A 15398-nucleotide genomic window follows, 5' to 3' on the forward strand; every position below is an offset into this window, starting at 1 on the left:
TTTACTACGCAAAAACTGACCGGAATAATGTACCTTTTTGCTGGATCGTCAGACTTATATTTTTAAAATACAACAAGATCTTCCACAAACCACTACACACGCACAAACCCATGAAATTTGAAAAACATGATCCGATGGAAAGACTTAAACCCTACATCAAATATTTTGTAGTGTCGGAGAACGAATTGGAAAATGAATACAAAGTTTTTCCATCATCCGGGCTTGTTATTGGTTTTCAGTACCGAGGACAACTGGCAACTATCCATAGCAGCATAGAGAACAAGCTGAATTCCGCTGGAATTTCCGGGATTACAGATGGTTACAAAATTTTCAAAAACTCGGCTGATATAGGAACCATATTGGTATATTTCACTGAAATTGGCTTCACTCATTTTGCTTCACATCCTGCCAACGAATTATTTAATTTAAGCCTTTCTCTTGATGACATTTTTGATAGAAAATGTGTCAACGAAGTCAAGGAAAAACTGGCCACATCTTCCACCGCCAAACAGCGAATTGATCTGGTCGAGCAATTTTTATTATCTCATCTCAAAGACATCCAAACCGACAAACTGATTGTGGAAGCGATAAAACTAATTTACCGGACGAATGGAACAATCCGTATAAAAGAACTGAACGAAAAATTATCCATCAGCCAAAGTCCGTTTGAGAAACGATTTAGAAAAGTGGTTGGCACAACAGCCAAAAAATTTGCTTCCATTGTTCGTTTCAATACAGTTCTTGACAATCTGAATCAGACAAAATCGCTCACTGAAATCTGCTATGAAAACAACTTTTTTGATCAGGCTCACTTCATAAAAGATTTTAAGCAATTCACTGGCGACACGCCTGAAAACTTCAAACGCTTCTTGTAAAAAAACGATTTTTTACAATGACAGATATTTTAGCATTCCAATCTTTGTATAGTAATCTTTATTATGGTTGCGTGTAATTCAACAATCATTTAACATTTAAAACAAAGAAAAATGTTTACAGCAGAACAAATCAAAGCCGCACACAGCAAAGTTAAGTCGGGCGCAGAATTCCCGTCGTATGTCAAAGAAATCAAAGCCTTAGGAGTTACGCATTATGAAGCCTATGTAACAGACGGACATATTGACTATCACGGAGCCAACGATCATATCGCAAAAGTGCCTGCGAAATACGACCCGTTAATTATTGCTGAAAACTCCAATGGCGAAGAATTTAAATCGGAGCTCGTCGCGCATCAGCAGGGCAAAACCGATTTCCTGACCTTCATTAAAATGTGTGCAACCTATGGCATTGAAAAATGGGCTATCTGTATGGATAAAATGACTTGCACTTATTACGACAAAGCAGGAAATGAAGTTCTGGTTGAACAAATTCCGCAATAAAATCCGAATTGATAAGTCTTATTCATTATTCAGGCCGAAGTGCAAACTTTGGCCTCTTTTGCCATTTGGCAGGAATCAAAAATATTAGATAATGCATGAGAACAGAATGATTTAGGTATTTTTGAAATAGTCATTATTTTTAACGGTAGAAACTTCACCAATAAAATTATGGAAAATAAAAATGTACTATCATTCTCGTTTACAATTGTAGCAATCATTCTGGGTGTCACATTGTTTAAGCAATTCGACTTTGAAAGTCTCACATTCAAGAATACTGGATTGGCCATTGTTTACATGATCACCTTTGGATTTTCAATTTATTTTCTTGTGAAAAACTCGGGAAAAAGAGTTGAAAAGTAAATCTGTGAAAAGAATGATTTTTTGTGTTAATGGATAAGTGTGGGTGTTATTTTTGCAAGTAATGCAAACTTCCAGTACGTCGCCTGGGCTAAATTTTCTTTATTTCTTACACTATTTCAATCCTGAATACTTTAAATCTTAATTTTAGAAAAATTTCAGAAAAAGAATCAGTAAAACGCTTGTACTATCAACTTCCGCTGACAAATTCTTTTTATTAGAGATTAAAATGGCCACCTTTGGTCGACCTCAAAGAACTATCCAACGCAATAGAAACTTACAGAAAACCACAATCAAAACCTTTATCATGAACAAAAACGGACCAATCGTAATTATTGAGGACGATGTCGACGACCAACTGATTTTGACAGAGATTTTCGCTGAACTTCCTTACGAAAATGAACTTGTGTTCTTTGATGACGGTATACAGGCTCTGGAATATTTAACAAACACCGAAATTGAACCCTTTCTTGTTCTCTCGGACATTAACATGCCCAAACTCAACGGAATGGAATTGCGTGATAAAATTCACAATAATGAAGACCTCAGATTAAAATCAATTCCTTATCTTTTCTTCTCTACTGCCGCCGAACAAAAAGATGTGATCGATGCTTATTCAAGATCCATTCAGGGATTTTTTGTTAAGCCAAGTAACTACGACAAACTAAAACAAATCATGGTGAAGATTGTCGATTACTGGCAGGAATGCGAATCTCCGAATTATATTAAAAACGTCCAGCAATAGTGAATTGCATAAAACAGATTGACTGAGATTGGTAATTGTAATATAGATACTCTAAGAATAAATCATTGATCATGATAAATGATTTATTCTTACAAATTGAAAACAATGCTGAATTTATAATTTTTTATTTCCGCTGAACATGCTGCTCTTGTAGAAGCGGCATGTTCAGCGGAAATAAGGTGATTTTTTAGAAAAAGGTTTTATTCGGGATTATTTTGAGCTCGTTAAAATACGCTACACTTGCCCAATCAATGATGATTTCCACTTGATCCGGCAATAACCTCAAACACTCCCATACTCAGATTTATTCATATTCCGGGTTAACAGATACGCAACAAACATATTCGGAAGCCAGCACAGCCATGCTACAAGCACATAAGCATTGATAAAATCCCCGAAAACAACAACCAGCAAAGGTAGCCACAGGCGCAGTGTCACGGCAGCAAAACATGCTGCGTAGCTGAAAATCATGAATTTTTGGTGCTGGGTTACGCGCCCCTTTACAATGCTGGTGTATCCCAGGAAGGTGCTTGTAAACCACACAATGGCAAGGCATAAAAATCCCGTTGAAGCGATAACGCCGCCGTCTGCATGAAAGGCCAGATACGCACCAGAAACCGAACTGCAAAGCGCAAGTAACACATATAGTTTTCCAAGGTTGCGGTGTATGGCAGGAGCAGATATTCTGATCTTTTGACTAAACTGAACCCAGCCGATCAGCAAAGCCAATCCCCCGGTAGTGATGTGCATATAAAAAGCTGAGCTCCATACCGCGCTTGCCAATAACGCAATGTTTTTGTTGCCCAACAGTCCAAAGTTACTCTGGAAAAAATAGAACAAAGGATACAGCCCGATGAGCGTAGCGAGCACGGCGAGCAGAATTTGTGAGATTTTGTTACCTGGCGAGAAAGTAGATTTTTGTGACATGAATAAAGGTTTCTTACTTGATGCTTTTGTGGAAGGATTGGTTGCGTCTTCAATGCTCCTGTGAAGATATGGACCATTGTTGGAAAGTTTTGCTTAGAATAGCAATTACACAATCATTGGCATAAGATTTTATCGCATAACATCATAAACTACTTAAACCAGAAAAGTTATGCAAAATCCTGAAGATGAGAAATCGGAATTGACGAATGCTGATGAGCATGATAGTAACGACCAAAACCGTACTCACGGCAAAGCAGGGAGTGAAGAAATGGGATCACTACCGAACGATCCGGCAGCGAATGCCAAAAAGACTTCCCCCGAAGAAGATGCCGGTGAAAAGGAAGATACCAGATTGTCAGCCAATAATTAATTATTGGTATACGCAGGCATGTTGTGTGTTTGAGGTTTTGAGCGGATCAATGAATTCTGCTTTATCCGCAATTACCTCAAACACAACAAATTCCACAACCGTTAAAGATTGTATATTTATTTAAACCAGGTCTTGGAGATTACGCAAGATTTGCAAGAATTCTTTTATATCTTTTTTGATAAAGAAGGTCAGTTTTCGCGTTTTTCTTGGTACAAATCCTGGCATCTCTGCCAAATTCTCACCTGCCATATTTTCGACTCACGCCCTTCGCTTATGACAGGGAGTTTTCCCGGGCATTTCGTTGGTACTTCCCGATGGCCGCATCTTTACCAGCCTGAAGTTCTTCGAGTAACACAGGGTTGACGACAGTCGCGAGATGTTTGGTTCCCCACAGAACAAGTTCCACAATAATCGGAATGGTGTCAATGCCTTTTTCCGTCAGGCGGTAGGTGAATTTCGATTTTTTATCCTCAGCCACCGTTTTGGTTAAAATGCCCTGCGATTCCAATGCAGCCAGGCGGTCGGCCAGAACGTTGGTCGCTATTTTTTCTTCTGATTGCATAAATTGCCCATAAGTAGACTTTCCCTCAAACACCATGTCCCGGAGAATGAGCAGGGTCCATTTGTCGCCCAATACGTCGAGCGATGTGCTTACAGGGCATGTAGATCGCTGTTTTAACTCTTTCATAAATTTAATTTTATTTCACTTGCTATTTGCAAGTAATATATTTAACTTTGTACTTGCAAATTGCAAGCAAATATACGCGAATTTAATTTCTTTTTATCATGATCTTAGTAACTGGCGCAACCGGTGGATTAGGCCACCAAACCATAGAATCCTTGCTCAACACCACTCCGGCCGCAGAAATTGCAGGTCTTGTGCGCGACGTTAGCAAAGCCACGGACCTCGTGGAGAAAGGTGTAGACGTCCGGCAGGCCGACTACCTTGACTATCCCGCACTGGTGCAGGCATTTCAGGGTATCGATAAAGTGCTGCTGGTTTCTGCCGTAGCGTTTACAGACCGGGTACACCAGCACCGCAATGTCATTGACGCCGCCAAAGAAGCCGGGGTAAAGCACCTTTTTTACACCAGTATACAGCGGAGTACAAATTTTGTGATGACGGAGGTCACGGAAAGCGACCTGGCTACCGAAGCCTACCTCAAAGCATCCGGACTGGTATACACCATTCTCAAAAATGGTTACTACTTTGAAGGACTTGGATACATGATTGGCAGCGAGGTACCTGAGGCGGAAATATCTATACCGGCGGGAGATGGTAAAATAGCATTTGTTAAGCGAACTGAACTTGCAGCTGCCACGGCTACCCTGCTGACCAGCGAAGGACATGAAAACCAGGAGTATACCATGTCAGGAAGCGAAGCATACTCGTTTGACGACATTGCCCGGGAATTTTCCGCGTTAGCAGGCCGTCCTATCACATACAAAAACAGCGAGCTGGCGCCCTACATCGCGCAGAAAGTAGCCGCCGGCTTCCCCGAAGTCGTCGCCAACTTCCTTGCCCAGTGGTGTGCCGCTACTAAACACGGGATGCTTGCCGGGACAGACAATACCGTTGAACGTCTGCTTGGCCGTAAGCCAACTTCGTTAAGGGAATATTTGAAGATGACTTATTTTCCGGGTGTCTAGGCGCTTGTGGCGTTGGTAAAGTTTAGTGCGTTGTTATCTCTTGAAACTTCTTGTTGCTGAGACCGGAATGGGTTGGGGTTTGACTTTCTTTATTTATTCTCGGTTACCCGTTGTGCGTAGTGTTTTTTGCACTGCGCACTTTTCTTAATGGGCGTTTATGATAGCTTGAAGGGACATATAAGATGTTATATATTTATTCCTAATGAAATATCTGGAATCTGTCCCGAATCTTCTTGCTGGTACTCTGCTGGATTTCGTGAATTTGGATTCGTCGAATTTGACATTTTTGTGGATTTATTGTGATTTTTTAATATTTTTCAAGTTGGATAAATAAAGGACTTGTTTTGGAAAAATTTTCTCGTAATCTGATGATTGACGAATTTTTCATTTCTCTGTCAATTTCTTCTTTAATTCAACTGATAAATTTTCATCTGTTAAAACCATTTTTGCATCCTGGCAATATTGCGTTTTTCCGAGATATTGTTCGTATCCAGATGTTTTAATAGTAGTAAACTCTTTCCAATCCTTATTCTCTTGAGATAAAAATTCTCCACATAAGACAAAAGTCTTTACACTGTTTGGTGATTCAATATAGCCAATTTTTACATTCCGGAAATCAATAGGTTTCGGTGGTTGATGATTAAGAAAATCATTGGAAGCCGAAATAATTAAAAACTTAACAATAGAATCCGGAATGCTTTCATTTTCAGAAATTGCGGCTGAACTTACTTTCGCATCTGCTTTTTTGTTAGAGTTACAACATATCATTGCTACCATAAATACTATGAAAGCAAATTCTTTGAGTGTGTTTTTAAAGATTTGTTTGGTCATATCTTAATAAAATTTATTGTTTTGACTTATTGTCGGATGGTTGTCCCAACATAGCCTATAACTGTATAATTTGCAAAAGTATAATCGTACTATATTATAATATTGTTACTAACCAAAGAGATAATAAGGCAAAATGTAACCAGTTTTTATTGATTCGCTATTTCGGCGCAGACCAACGAAAGTCCCGATAGCGAATCCTACGATAGCCCAATTCTTTCCGGTACTTACCACCTAAATAAAAATAGAAAACGGATGATGCAGAATTTTCCGGGTGGAACCTGCAAAAAGAAGCTTAGTTGAAATTTTCAGTAACGTTGTCATATTCATAGAAGGTTTATATTATTTCTACAAGTAACAAAATCCGCGTTTCTGTTCACACGAAATCAAAAAGAATTTTTATTAAACGGTAGATACAACCAACAACAAAACCTCTCCCAAACCAAAATATCCCCCAAAAGCAAAAGCCCGCAGGAGATTTTCTCAACCTAAAAACAACCTCAGTGCATTCATAACTTATATTTTGCCAAAAAGATCATTAAATATTTCGCTGCTCGATGGATGCGTATAAATCGTATCCCGCAAAATCTTGTAGTCCAGTCCGGCTTGCATGACCACTTGCACGAGGTTGATCAGTTCACTGGAATTGACACAAAGCAGCGTGCAGCCAAGTATCTTGCTCGTATCCGCATCGACGACGGCTTTCAGAACACCTTCGGTTTGTCTTAAAATCTGAGCGCGCGTACTGGCTGCTGCCGGAATACTGGCAACTTTTATCCGGTAACCCTGCTCAATGGCTTCATGCTCACGCAATCCGACTTGTGACAAAGGCGGTGTAATGAACAAAGAAGACGCTACGTATTTTCTGTCGAGCGTTGTATGCGGTCCATATTTGGGAAAAAGCTGGCTACGGATAATGCGGAAATCGTCTAGGGATATGTAGGTAAATTGCGGCCCGCCATTCACATCGCCGATCGCCCAGATGTTTTCAGCTGTCGTTTGCAAATGTTCGTTTACCCGGATGTAACCTCTCTCTTCCTGCTCTACACCCGCAGCAGGAAGGTTCAGGTTTTCTGTTACCGGCCGGCGACCGGCAGCGACCAGAATAGCGGTGGCTGAAACTTCTTTTTGTATTTCTCCCTGGTGGTAAACGATAGTATCCGCGGTTTCGCCGGGGATTATTTTATCAATCTGTGCACCTTGTTCTAACCTGATTCCTTTGGAAGATAAAATGATCTTAATCGCATCTGCAATATCTCTGTCTTCATTCGGCAAAAATGTGGCGGAACGGTCAAGCAATGTTACCCTGGAACCGAACTGCGCATACATACTCGCGAATTCAAGCGCAATATAACCTGCACCAATAATCACCAGTTCCTCAGGCAGAGACATCTGGTCAATCAGTGTTGTGCTTGTGCAAATACGCTGACTTTGCTCAATACCCGGAATGGAGGGAACAACGGGTTTTGCACCTGTATTGATAAATATTTTCTCAGCTTCAATAAATACTTCTTCGCCGGTATCCGCCAGACGTACCGACATTTGTCGGGGCGACACAAAAGTTGCGGTTCCGGTGATCACCGTCGCGCCGGGCTGGTTGTCGACCATCTCAAAGTTACGTTGCCTGAGTGATGTTATTAACCGGTTTTTCTCATTAACAGCTTCATGATAAGGCACACTTGTTTCCGCACTATGCACCAGCGACTTGGTCGGGATGCAGGCAATATTGATGCACGTTCCCCCGTACATAAGCGCAGACTGTTCGATGACCGCAACGTTCCATCCTTCTTTGGCCAGAAAAGCAGCCAATGTTTTGCCTCCTTTTCCGAAACCGATTATCACTGCATCGTAACTATTTTGAATGGTTTTCATGGGCGCGAATATGGGTTTACTGTGGTAGATATACGTTTATTACTCAAAGGGCAAAGGTTACCATTTCTAACTGATCTACGCCTGCAAATTACACGCCATATTACTGCTTTGAATCTTCAATTGAATTCGGTTTGTATCTGATTTAAAAAAAATTATTAAAAAATTAAAATGTCCCGGGAATAGCTATGATTTTGATCAGCTTAAAAATAAATTCAATATTTTTTCTTTGTTAAGTTATAATTAAGAAAAAATTATAGGTGTCCGGATAGATTTGACATTACAAAACGCCACAAACCTAGCCTTTGTTAAAATCACTATTCACCTTAATTTTTTCGACGGATGAAAAAACTTTTTTTACTCAGTTTATTATTAATGTTCTTTTTGGAAGGACATGCGCAGGTAGTCCTGATCGACGATTGTGAATCGACTTCCAGCTGGGGCGGAGGTGGTAATGCGCTTAGTCTAGATACAGACAATCCCGTTCAGGGGCTGGCCTCCATAAAATCCGAAGGTGGTAATACAGAGCGTTTCCGCAAGAATTTCGCGACACCGCTTAATACGGGTATTCTCCCCGGTGAACTTACAATCTCCTATTTACAATTCTCCCTTTTTGTATCTGACATTACAAAGTTCTCAACATCCGACGGCCAGTTTGAACTTACCAGTTCAGGTGGCCCGGATACTGATGAATACAACTGGGGAACGGGCAGTGTCAATCTGAGAAATGGCTGGAATAATGTGGTATTACGGTTGAGCGGCGCAGGAAAATCCGGTAATCCAGATTTGTCGGCAATCAACTTTTTCAGATATTACAAGCCCATTAATGACGGAGAAAGCGTGGTTATCAAGATTGACAACATGCGATTTACCAAAGGTTATAACGGAAGTGAGCTTTCCGGCGCCCATATCTTTAACAATGCTGATCAGAATACGGGATGGTCCGGTTCGGATGCTATCCAGGTCGATAACGGTAATAAAATCCTGGGTGCAGCATCCATTTCCAAAACAGGTTCCGGATCGGATTGGTTTATATTTGCACCAGCTTCCGTATTTAATTCAACTGTAAATGAAACGGATGGGCTGATCAAATTCTGGTTGTATGTAGCTGATATTTCCAAATTTACAGGTGCAGGAAGTATCGTATTCTCTTCATCCGGACAGAGCGGAACAGATGAATACAGATGGAATATGTCAGGCCAGAAACTCCTGAATGGCTGGAATCATGTTTTTCTGAAAATTTCCGAAGCTGCAAAACAAGGTAACCCCAATCTGAGTGCCATCAATTATCTCAGGATTAATCAGCCGCTCTCTGCTTCAATCACGGCTAAAATTGATGAAATTGAGTTTTATCAGCCCGAATCAATGCTCACGGCTGATCCATCCACAAACACACTGAACGGAAAAGTGATGTTTGGTTATCAGGGCTGGTTTGGCCTGCCAACGGATGGTCAGCCGGCGCATGAGTGGTGGCTTCACTGGTTCAGCGGCGCACCGCAGCATAGTACGGCGACCGTGGACATGTGGCCATACCAGGCAGATTATCCTCCAAGTGAACTCGTTCCAACCACCATGACATACAGTGATGGAAGTCCGGCCAGATTATTTTCAAGCTATAACTACAACACTGTTGATGAGCACTTTAAGTGGATGCAGCAAAATGAGGTAGATGGGGTTTTCCAGCAGCGCTTCCTTGGTTATGCCACAACGACGGACACACGCGTGCACCGTCATTTTGATAAGGTGATTGAAAATGTGCAGACCGCCAGCAGTAAATACAAACGGGTTTATTCGATTATGTATGATCTTTCAGGCGCCAACGCCACTTCAACCGAAGCCATAATTGCGGACTGGAAAAGGCTTGTAGATGACCTTGGCGTGACTTCGGAAGACAGCTATTTGTGGCATAAAGGCAAACCACTTGTCGCACTTTGGGGGCTGGGCCTGGCCTCTGATCCGGAAGCGACCGCCGCGCGTTCGGAAAAACTGGTCAGATGGTTTAGGGAGGGAGATCCGGCTGATCCAACCGATGATCCTAAATACAGAGCAACGGTCATGGGCGGATTAAATGACAACTGGCGCTCTCATTCTGCCGAGTGGCTGGCTGTTTATGACATGCTGGATGCTGTTAGTCCCTGGTCGGTTGGTCGTTATGGTGATGAAAGCGGGGCCAATAGTTTTGCGATCAATACGGTAAGGCCCGATATGGCTTATCTCGAACCAAAAGGAATTGATTATATGCCGGTAATATTCCCGGGGTTTTCCTGGTTCAATCTGCAAACGGTCAGAAACAATCCTTCTGCGGCGATCAAGAATTCAATCCCCAGAAACGGAGGGAGTTTTCTTTGGCAACAGTCTCAAAATGTCATTAATGAAGGAGCGAAAATGATCTATCTCGCGATGTTTGATGAGGTAGATGAGGCTACATCTTTTTTCAAAATGGCGAAATTTTCTGCTCATACGCCCAAGGGTGGAGACACCTGGTATCTTTCGCTGGACGCGGATGGTTATGATCTGACGCCGGACTGGTATCTGGGAATAGCCGGTTATACAAAAAAGGTACTGGCTGGCAGGGCAACCAATAGTTTGTCAGTTCCCCTCTTCCCTAATCCTGTCACGACTGATGCAGGAAATCCGCTGCCGGTAACCTTGACGGAATTTACAGCAAGCAAGGAAGGAAATTCAGCACAGCTGCGATGGGAAACGGCCACAGAAGTTAACAGTTCGCATTTCGAAATTCAGCGCAGTTCAGACGCAAAAACATTCGCAGGAATCGGAAAGGTTACAGCCGGGAATAATTCGTCCTCAAAACAGCAGTACAATTTCACTGACCTAAACCTTCCGTCAGGTACTTATTATTACCGTCTGAAAATGGTTGATCTGGATGAAACCAGTGCGTTGAGCAGGATTGCAACGATCAAAATAATCTCTGATGATATGATAAAAGTGTATCCCAATCCGGCATCAAGAAAGCTGACAATCAGCTCGGAGCAGAAAATACTTAACCTGCAAATTGTCAATATGAACGGCAGGAAAATGTACTCTTCAAACCCTGAAAAGCTGACTGTGGAACTTGATGTCAGCAATTGGGCGACAGGCATCTACATCGTAAAGTTTAACGGGACCGAACGAAAGTTTTTGAAACAATAATCGTAATTACGAGCTAACAATAAAATCCGGCATCGATATCGTTGCCGGATTTTATTGTTAGAAGTTTACACAAATTATTACGGCGGAAACTGATAAAGTTTTGCGTGAAACAAATCAGATTATTATTTGATCCTGGCAGGTTTCTGAGCACTATACCCATTTGCACCATGAAACCATTTTGCTCCTTCACCGGTAAGCCATAAGTAAAAATCAGAATCAATATCCGGTTCAATACCTACAAATTTCCCATCACCGTTCAGTGGCGTTTCACCTTCTTTTTTGGTTTTAAATATGGCTGTGCCCTCATCCACTTCATCAAACATGGCTACATACAATGCTTCCGCTCCGGACATTTTTGCTCCGGCAATCTGCTGCCAGAGGAAGTCGCCTTTTGCCCTCGGGATCTGATTATATAATGTTTTATCATTTTTCAGATTCCCCCAGCTGAATCCAGGAAAAACAAGTGGGGCGTAATCAATTTTGTTTGTTTTGCACCAGGTAATATCGCCTGGCAAAGTTGCTCCGGCCACGCTGGCGTAGGTTGATGCGTTGTATCTGCCAACCGCCCAGGGCATGATCACATCCGCTGTTTTGATCAGCGTATGAAGACTTGCCGAATTCTCAGTATCCTTTGTAAGCGTGCGCCAATAATAGGGAACACCAAGTAAAATGGATGTTTTCTTCGTAGGGCCTTTGATTGAGTTTACCAGTTTTTCAATATCTGCAATCGTGTATTTTCGTCCGTCATTAAATCCCACACCCCATATGGCCAGTAGCGGACGGCCGTTGTGGCGCAGATAGGTCGGGTTTTCCTTGTTGTCATAAAGTTTAAAAAGCGTCTGTAATTCTTCCCAATCTTTAATAATAAAATCCATGTCAGCAGACGTGGACCCGCTCAGATCGTACATGATGCTGATAGCGCGTTCGTATTTTTTCGATGCTTTAATCGCATTTGTCAGTACCTGATTAAAATGTTTTTTTCCACTTTCTCCTTTAACCTCACTTACAAAACGCTGCATATACACCCCGTCAATACCGTGCTCTTTCATCCATTTGAAATGCAGGTCAATACTTTCTTCATCATAAGGACTGTAAACTTTTGCGCTTTCACCGTCCTTGTATTTGAAAGCCGTTGTATACGTTTTAATATATTCTGTGACGTCAGGCCAAAAATCGATGGAGGCAAATCCTGGCTCGAACTTGCCGTTTTTTTGATAGTGATGCCAGCCACGGCCAGCGCCATCGCCTTCTGTGGTGAACCAGCCCTGATATCCGGCCATCACCAGACCTTTATAACTTGGAAACAAAACTCCGGTCTGATCATATCTTACTTCTTCAGCTGGTGTGGGAAAATCTGTCTTTTTCTCCTCAACCACTTTACAGCTGATAGAAAGAATCGAAAAAAGGCAGAGGAATTTCAAGATTTTCATTTGTGGGTATGATTTGGATTTACAAAAGTAATTTTAACATAAAAATTGCCGGCCCAAATGTCAGGCCGGCAATCTGATGCTACAAAGTAAGTCTTACCGCTTTGGCATAATTAAATTTAGATTCCGGCGCATCAATCAAGGCACCCACACGGAAAAAGTACTGGCCTCCGGCTTTCAGATTACTGCTGTTGGACGGCAGATCAATTTCCAATGTGTAAATTTTATTGGGATCAATAACCGCATTAATGTCCTGGTCAGCCAGAACGGTCCGCATCGGCTCACCGACAGCAGGTTCAGGATGTGCGTACAATCCAATTTTTTTAACATTATTGATTACTGTCTGCTGCAATTTAAAGGTAGCTACAACCTTTGTGCCGACTTTTTCAATTTTGGCATCTTTCACACGGATATAGGGCTGAACCTTGAAATCTAACTGGGTTTCACCTTTTACATCTACTTCCTGAGGTTCGGCGGGAACAAAATTTCCACGGACCGGTGTGATGGTATAGGTGTTTGAAAAGATAAGGTCGTTGCGGTAAGTTCCGTCATTTTTAACGATCATCACCTGCTTGGTCTGGGAAGCATATCCGTGCTCAATAAATTCAATCGTGCTGCCGCGGATGATATCCTGCTCAACAGGTTCGTTGGTATCAATATCCAGAAATGTTCCGTGTAAACCAGCATCCGGAGCCGGATAATTATCAATTTTACAGGCATTTATAGTTAAAACCAAAAGCAGTGCCTGTATATATAATTTTATCTTTTTCATCATAATTTCCTTTTTAAGATTTGTCAACCTTCCTAGTATTGTGGATTCTGAACCAGGCCGTTTGAACCTATGCCGGGAATGGACCTGTAATATTGTCTGTAATCAAAAGTGGCTGGATTCAAACGCTGGATTGTCTGGCGGATAAAAATGTATTTAGCCGGCGAAACCCGTAGGTCAAGTACCGGTATCAAAGCATGGCGAACGGAGTTGTTGAACAGCGTATGATACTCACGGCGTCTTATCAGATCCCAGAACCGCTTGTTTTCAAAGGCCAGTTCCACCCGCCTTTCCCGGATCACGTTGTCAATGCTCAAAGGAATGTCTTTGGTATGACCTGCCCGGCGGCGGATGTCATTTAAGGCTTTTGTGCCTGCATCCGTTTTTGCAGAACCGCTTTCCACGATTGCTTCCGCATAGATCAAAAGGATTTCTGCATAACGAAAATCTGCCCAGTCTGATACCGTCTGGTTCCAGCCCGGAGCCACGTTGGTGCCCTCATTCAGAAATTTTTTGAAGCTCACACCCGTCCGCGTATTGTTTCCGCCCCAGGTATCGAAGCCCGAATATTGTGTGCGGTCAGCTGCGCCATACGGATAGTATGTTTTTCCATTCGCTGTGACAGGCTCTCCGCCGAAAAGCTGCGGATTACCATCCGGTTTCACAAACCCGGCCTGGATAATAATCTTCTGACCTTTCCACGCAGTGCCTGGCAAGATAGCCGTGGCCCAGAGCCGCGCATCTTTGTCTTTGTAAATGCCTGCCGGATCATCATAACGTTTGTAATTTTTTGACGCATTAAATCCGTTATAGTCATTTATATCATTAGCTGACTCTGATGTCACAACCGGCGCACTCTTTCCTGGATCCGTATAACTTTCATAAGCATCGATCAGATCAAGCGTCGGGTTCATACGCCCGGGATGCGGCCAGCCATTTGCTGTCTGATTGGGTTGATACCAGATTCCATAATTATGTCCGGTACCGGCACCTGGTCTTGCAAAACCTTTGATAAATATGGCCTCGTTTGGCGCAATGTTCGGGTCCTCAAAGAGTTCTCTGTAATTCTCGGCCGCTTCTTCCGGAGATGCCGGCGTTGGTTTATAAAGGGAAAATTTACCGGAACTGATGAGTGCTTCGCTGGCTTCAATGGCTGCCCTGTAATATTCCGCTGCTGCTGACTTATCCATACCTACCAGTTTTTGGTCAACTGCTGTGCCTGAAATCGGAGCCCTGTCTCCATATTTCGCCAGCGATGCCGCATGTAAGGCCGCTCTGGATTTCAGCGCATAAGCGACCCATTTTGTTGCTCTTCTCTCGCCGGCCGGCCATGATTCGCCCAGGTTTTGAATGGCCAGATCACATTCTTTCAAAACAAAATCCCAGGTTTCTTTTTCAGTGCTTCTTGGTACTTTCAGCGCTTCTACATCACCCTCGTATTTTTGAACTGAGGTAATTAAAGGAACTCCGCCATATCTTTTTGCCAAAGCAAAATAGGCATAAGCACGGATAAAGGCACTTTCTCCGACAAGCGCTTTGGTTTCATCCTGCGACACAGCCAGCGTAGGGATGATGTCAATAAGAATGTTGGTATCCCGGATCAGTTTGTATCCCTGGTCCCACCACTGAAAATCATCATTGCCGATGAAATCACCAAATTCTGTATGCACTGCTTCATCTGTGACCATCGCAGGCGCAAATCCTCCGTTGTTCGGATCGCCCGTGTTCCAGTTAAAACCCTGTCTGAAAAATGTAAAATCTTCAATCGGCAGCTGGTAATAAAGGTTCGCCATATAAAGTTTGACACCTTCGGGATTAGAAAACAAATTCTCTCCCTGCAACTTATCCAAAGGCTGTTTGTCCAGAACATCTCCGCAGCTCAGCGAAAACAAAATGGGAAGCAGCATGATATATCTAAATAATTTCATCT

14 protein-coding genes are annotated in these 15398 nt (G+C 42.4%); 7 read left to right on the forward strand and 7 right to left on the reverse strand.

Annotation, left to right across the window (positions count from 1 at the left end):
• Window positions 1-110 precede the first annotated feature (110 nt).
• The 4 genes from LXL81_RS11220 (at window position 111) to LXL81_RS11235 (ending at window position 2478) form a co-directional block, all read left to right on the forward strand.
• A complete protein-coding gene (locus tag LXL81_RS11220) occupies window positions 111-875 on the forward strand; it encodes a helix-turn-helix domain-containing protein (protein ID WP_234646872.1) in 765 nt (254 codons plus the stop codon).
• Between the two features lie 111 nt (window positions 876-986).
• Window positions 987-1376: a DUF1398 domain-containing protein gene (locus LXL81_RS11225; protein WP_234646873.1), complete on the forward strand. Its 390-nt coding sequence runs from the start codon at window positions 987-989 to the stop codon at window positions 1374-1376.
• A 168-nt stretch (window positions 1377-1544) separates the two neighbouring features.
• Entirely contained in the window at window positions 1545-1736 is a 192-nt protein-coding gene (locus LXL81_RS11230; RefSeq protein ID WP_234646874.1) for a hypothetical protein, read from the forward strand.
• A gap of 304 nt (window positions 1737-2040) precedes the next feature.
• Window positions 2041-2478, forward strand: a complete 438-nt coding sequence (locus tag LXL81_RS11235) for a response regulator (protein WP_234646875.1) — start codon at window positions 2041-2043, stop codon at window positions 2476-2478.
• A gap of 282 nt (window positions 2479-2760) precedes the next feature.
• Here LXL81_RS11235 and LXL81_RS11240 read toward each other — a convergent pair whose 3' ends face one another.
• Window positions 2761-3405, reverse strand: coding sequence for a DUF2306 domain-containing protein (locus LXL81_RS11240; protein WP_234646876.1), 645 nt, complete (start codon window positions 3403-3405; stop codon window positions 2761-2763).
• 169 nt (window positions 3406-3574) lie between these two features.
• Here LXL81_RS11240 and LXL81_RS11245 point away from each other — a divergent pair, with 169 nt between their 5' ends.
• Complete coding sequence (locus tag LXL81_RS11245) at window positions 3575-3775, forward strand: hypothetical protein (RefSeq protein WP_234646877.1); 201 nt, start codon at window positions 3575-3577, stop codon at window positions 3773-3775.
• 271 nt (window positions 3776-4046) lie between these two features.
• On the opposite strand, the gene LXL81_RS11250 is transcribed toward LXL81_RS11245, so the two are convergent.
• Window positions 4047-4463 carry a helix-turn-helix domain-containing protein gene (locus tag LXL81_RS11250; protein ID WP_234646878.1) on the reverse strand — a complete coding sequence of 139 codons (417 nt, stop codon included), beginning with the start codon at window positions 4461-4463 and terminating at the stop codon, window positions 4047-4049.
• Window positions 4464-4561: 98 nt separating this feature from the next.
• Here LXL81_RS11250 and LXL81_RS11255 point away from each other — a divergent pair, with 98 nt between their 5' ends.
• Window positions 4562-5425, forward strand: coding sequence for an SDR family oxidoreductase (locus LXL81_RS11255; RefSeq protein WP_234646879.1), 864 nt, complete (start codon window positions 4562-4564; stop codon window positions 5423-5425).
• Between the two features lie 384 nt (window positions 5426-5809).
• Here LXL81_RS11255 and LXL81_RS11260 read toward each other — a convergent pair whose 3' ends face one another.
• On the reverse strand, window positions 5810-6256 hold the full coding sequence (locus LXL81_RS11260; protein WP_234646880.1) for a hypothetical protein: 447 nt from the start codon (window positions 6254-6256) through the stop codon (window positions 5810-5812).
• A 513-nt stretch (window positions 6257-6769) separates the two neighbouring features.
• Window positions 6770-8125, reverse strand: a complete 1356-nt coding sequence (locus tag LXL81_RS11265) for an FAD-dependent oxidoreductase (RefSeq protein WP_234646881.1) — start codon at window positions 8123-8125, stop codon at window positions 6770-6772.
• Between the two features lie 339 nt (window positions 8126-8464).
• Here LXL81_RS11265 and LXL81_RS11270 point away from each other — a divergent pair, with 339 nt between their 5' ends.
• Entirely contained in the window at window positions 8465-11272 is a 2808-nt protein-coding gene (locus LXL81_RS11270; protein ID WP_234646882.1) for a T9SS type A sorting domain-containing protein, read from the forward strand.
• 122 nt (window positions 11273-11394) lie between these two features.
• Here LXL81_RS11270 and LXL81_RS11275 read toward each other — a convergent pair whose 3' ends face one another.
• The 3 genes from LXL81_RS11275 to LXL81_RS11285 form a co-directional block, all read right to left on the reverse strand.
• Window positions 11395-12702 carry a glycoside hydrolase family 71/99-like protein gene (locus LXL81_RS11275; RefSeq protein ID WP_234646883.1) on the reverse strand — a complete coding sequence of 436 codons (1308 nt, stop codon included), beginning with the start codon at window positions 12700-12702 and terminating at the stop codon, window positions 11395-11397.
• Window positions 12703-12781: 79 nt separating this feature from the next.
• Complete coding sequence (locus tag LXL81_RS11280) at window positions 12782-13474, reverse strand: DUF3823 domain-containing protein (protein WP_234646884.1); 693 nt, start codon at window positions 13472-13474, stop codon at window positions 12782-12784.
• 29 nt (window positions 13475-13503) lie between these two features.
• Window positions 13504-15396 carry a RagB/SusD family nutrient uptake outer membrane protein gene (locus tag LXL81_RS11285; RefSeq protein ID WP_234646885.1) on the reverse strand — a complete coding sequence of 631 codons (1893 nt, stop codon included), beginning with the start codon at window positions 15394-15396 and terminating at the stop codon, window positions 13504-13506.
• Between the last annotated feature and the right edge of the window lie 2 nt (window positions 15397-15398).

Source organism: Dyadobacter sp. CY356, assembly GCF_021440195.1.
Lineage (GTDB): Bacteria > Bacteroidota > Bacteroidia > Cytophagales > Spirosomataceae > Dyadobacter.

What these genes read in the sequence shown, in the direction of transcription:
- LXL81_RS11245 (WP_234646877.1), top strand. Translation starts at nt 3,575, where the DNA reads ATGCAAAATCCTGAAGATGAGAAATCGGAATTGACGAATGCTGATGAG.
- LXL81_RS11240 (WP_234646876.1), bottom strand. Translation starts at nt 3,405, where the DNA reads ATGTCACAAAAATCTACTTTCTCGCCAGGTAACAAAATCTCACAAATT.
- LXL81_RS11230 (WP_234646874.1), top strand. Translation starts at nt 1,545, where the DNA reads ATGGAAAATAAAAATGTACTATCATTCTCGTTTACAATTGTAGCAATC.
- LXL81_RS11280 (WP_234646884.1), bottom strand. Translation starts at nt 13,474, where the DNA reads ATGATGAAAAAGATAAAATTATATATACAGGCACTGCTTTTGGTTTTA.
- LXL81_RS11225 (WP_234646873.1), top strand. Translation starts at nt 987, where the DNA reads ATGTTTACAGCAGAACAAATCAAAGCCGCACACAGCAAAGTTAAGTCG.
- LXL81_RS11250 (WP_234646878.1), bottom strand. Translation starts at nt 4,463, where the DNA reads ATGAAAGAGTTAAAACAGCGATCTACATGCCCTGTAAGCACATCGCTC.
- LXL81_RS11235 (WP_234646875.1), top strand. Translation starts at nt 2,041, where the DNA reads ATGAACAAAAACGGACCAATCGTAATTATTGAGGACGATGTCGACGAC.
- LXL81_RS11255 (WP_234646879.1), top strand. Translation starts at nt 4,562, where the DNA reads ATGATCTTAGTAACTGGCGCAACCGGTGGATTAGGCCACCAAACCATA.
- LXL81_RS11270 (WP_234646882.1), top strand. Translation starts at nt 8,465, where the DNA reads ATGAAAAAACTTTTTTTACTCAGTTTATTATTAATGTTCTTTTTGGAA.
- LXL81_RS11220 (WP_234646872.1), top strand. Translation starts at nt 111, where the DNA reads ATGAAATTTGAAAAACATGATCCGATGGAAAGACTTAAACCCTACATC.
- LXL81_RS11275 (WP_234646883.1), bottom strand. Translation starts at nt 12,702, where the DNA reads ATGAAAATCTTGAAATTCCTCTGCCTTTTTTCGATTCTTTCTATCAGC.
- LXL81_RS11285 (WP_234646885.1), bottom strand. Translation starts at nt 15,396, where the DNA reads ATGAAATTATTTAGATATATCATGCTGCTTCCCATTTTGTTTTCGCTG.
- LXL81_RS11265 (WP_234646881.1), bottom strand. Translation starts at nt 8,125, where the DNA reads ATGAAAACCATTCAAAATAGTTACGATGCAGTGATAATCGGTTTCGGA.
- LXL81_RS11260 (WP_234646880.1), bottom strand. Translation starts at nt 6,256, where the DNA reads ATGACCAAACAAATCTTTAAAAACACACTCAAAGAATTTGCTTTCATA.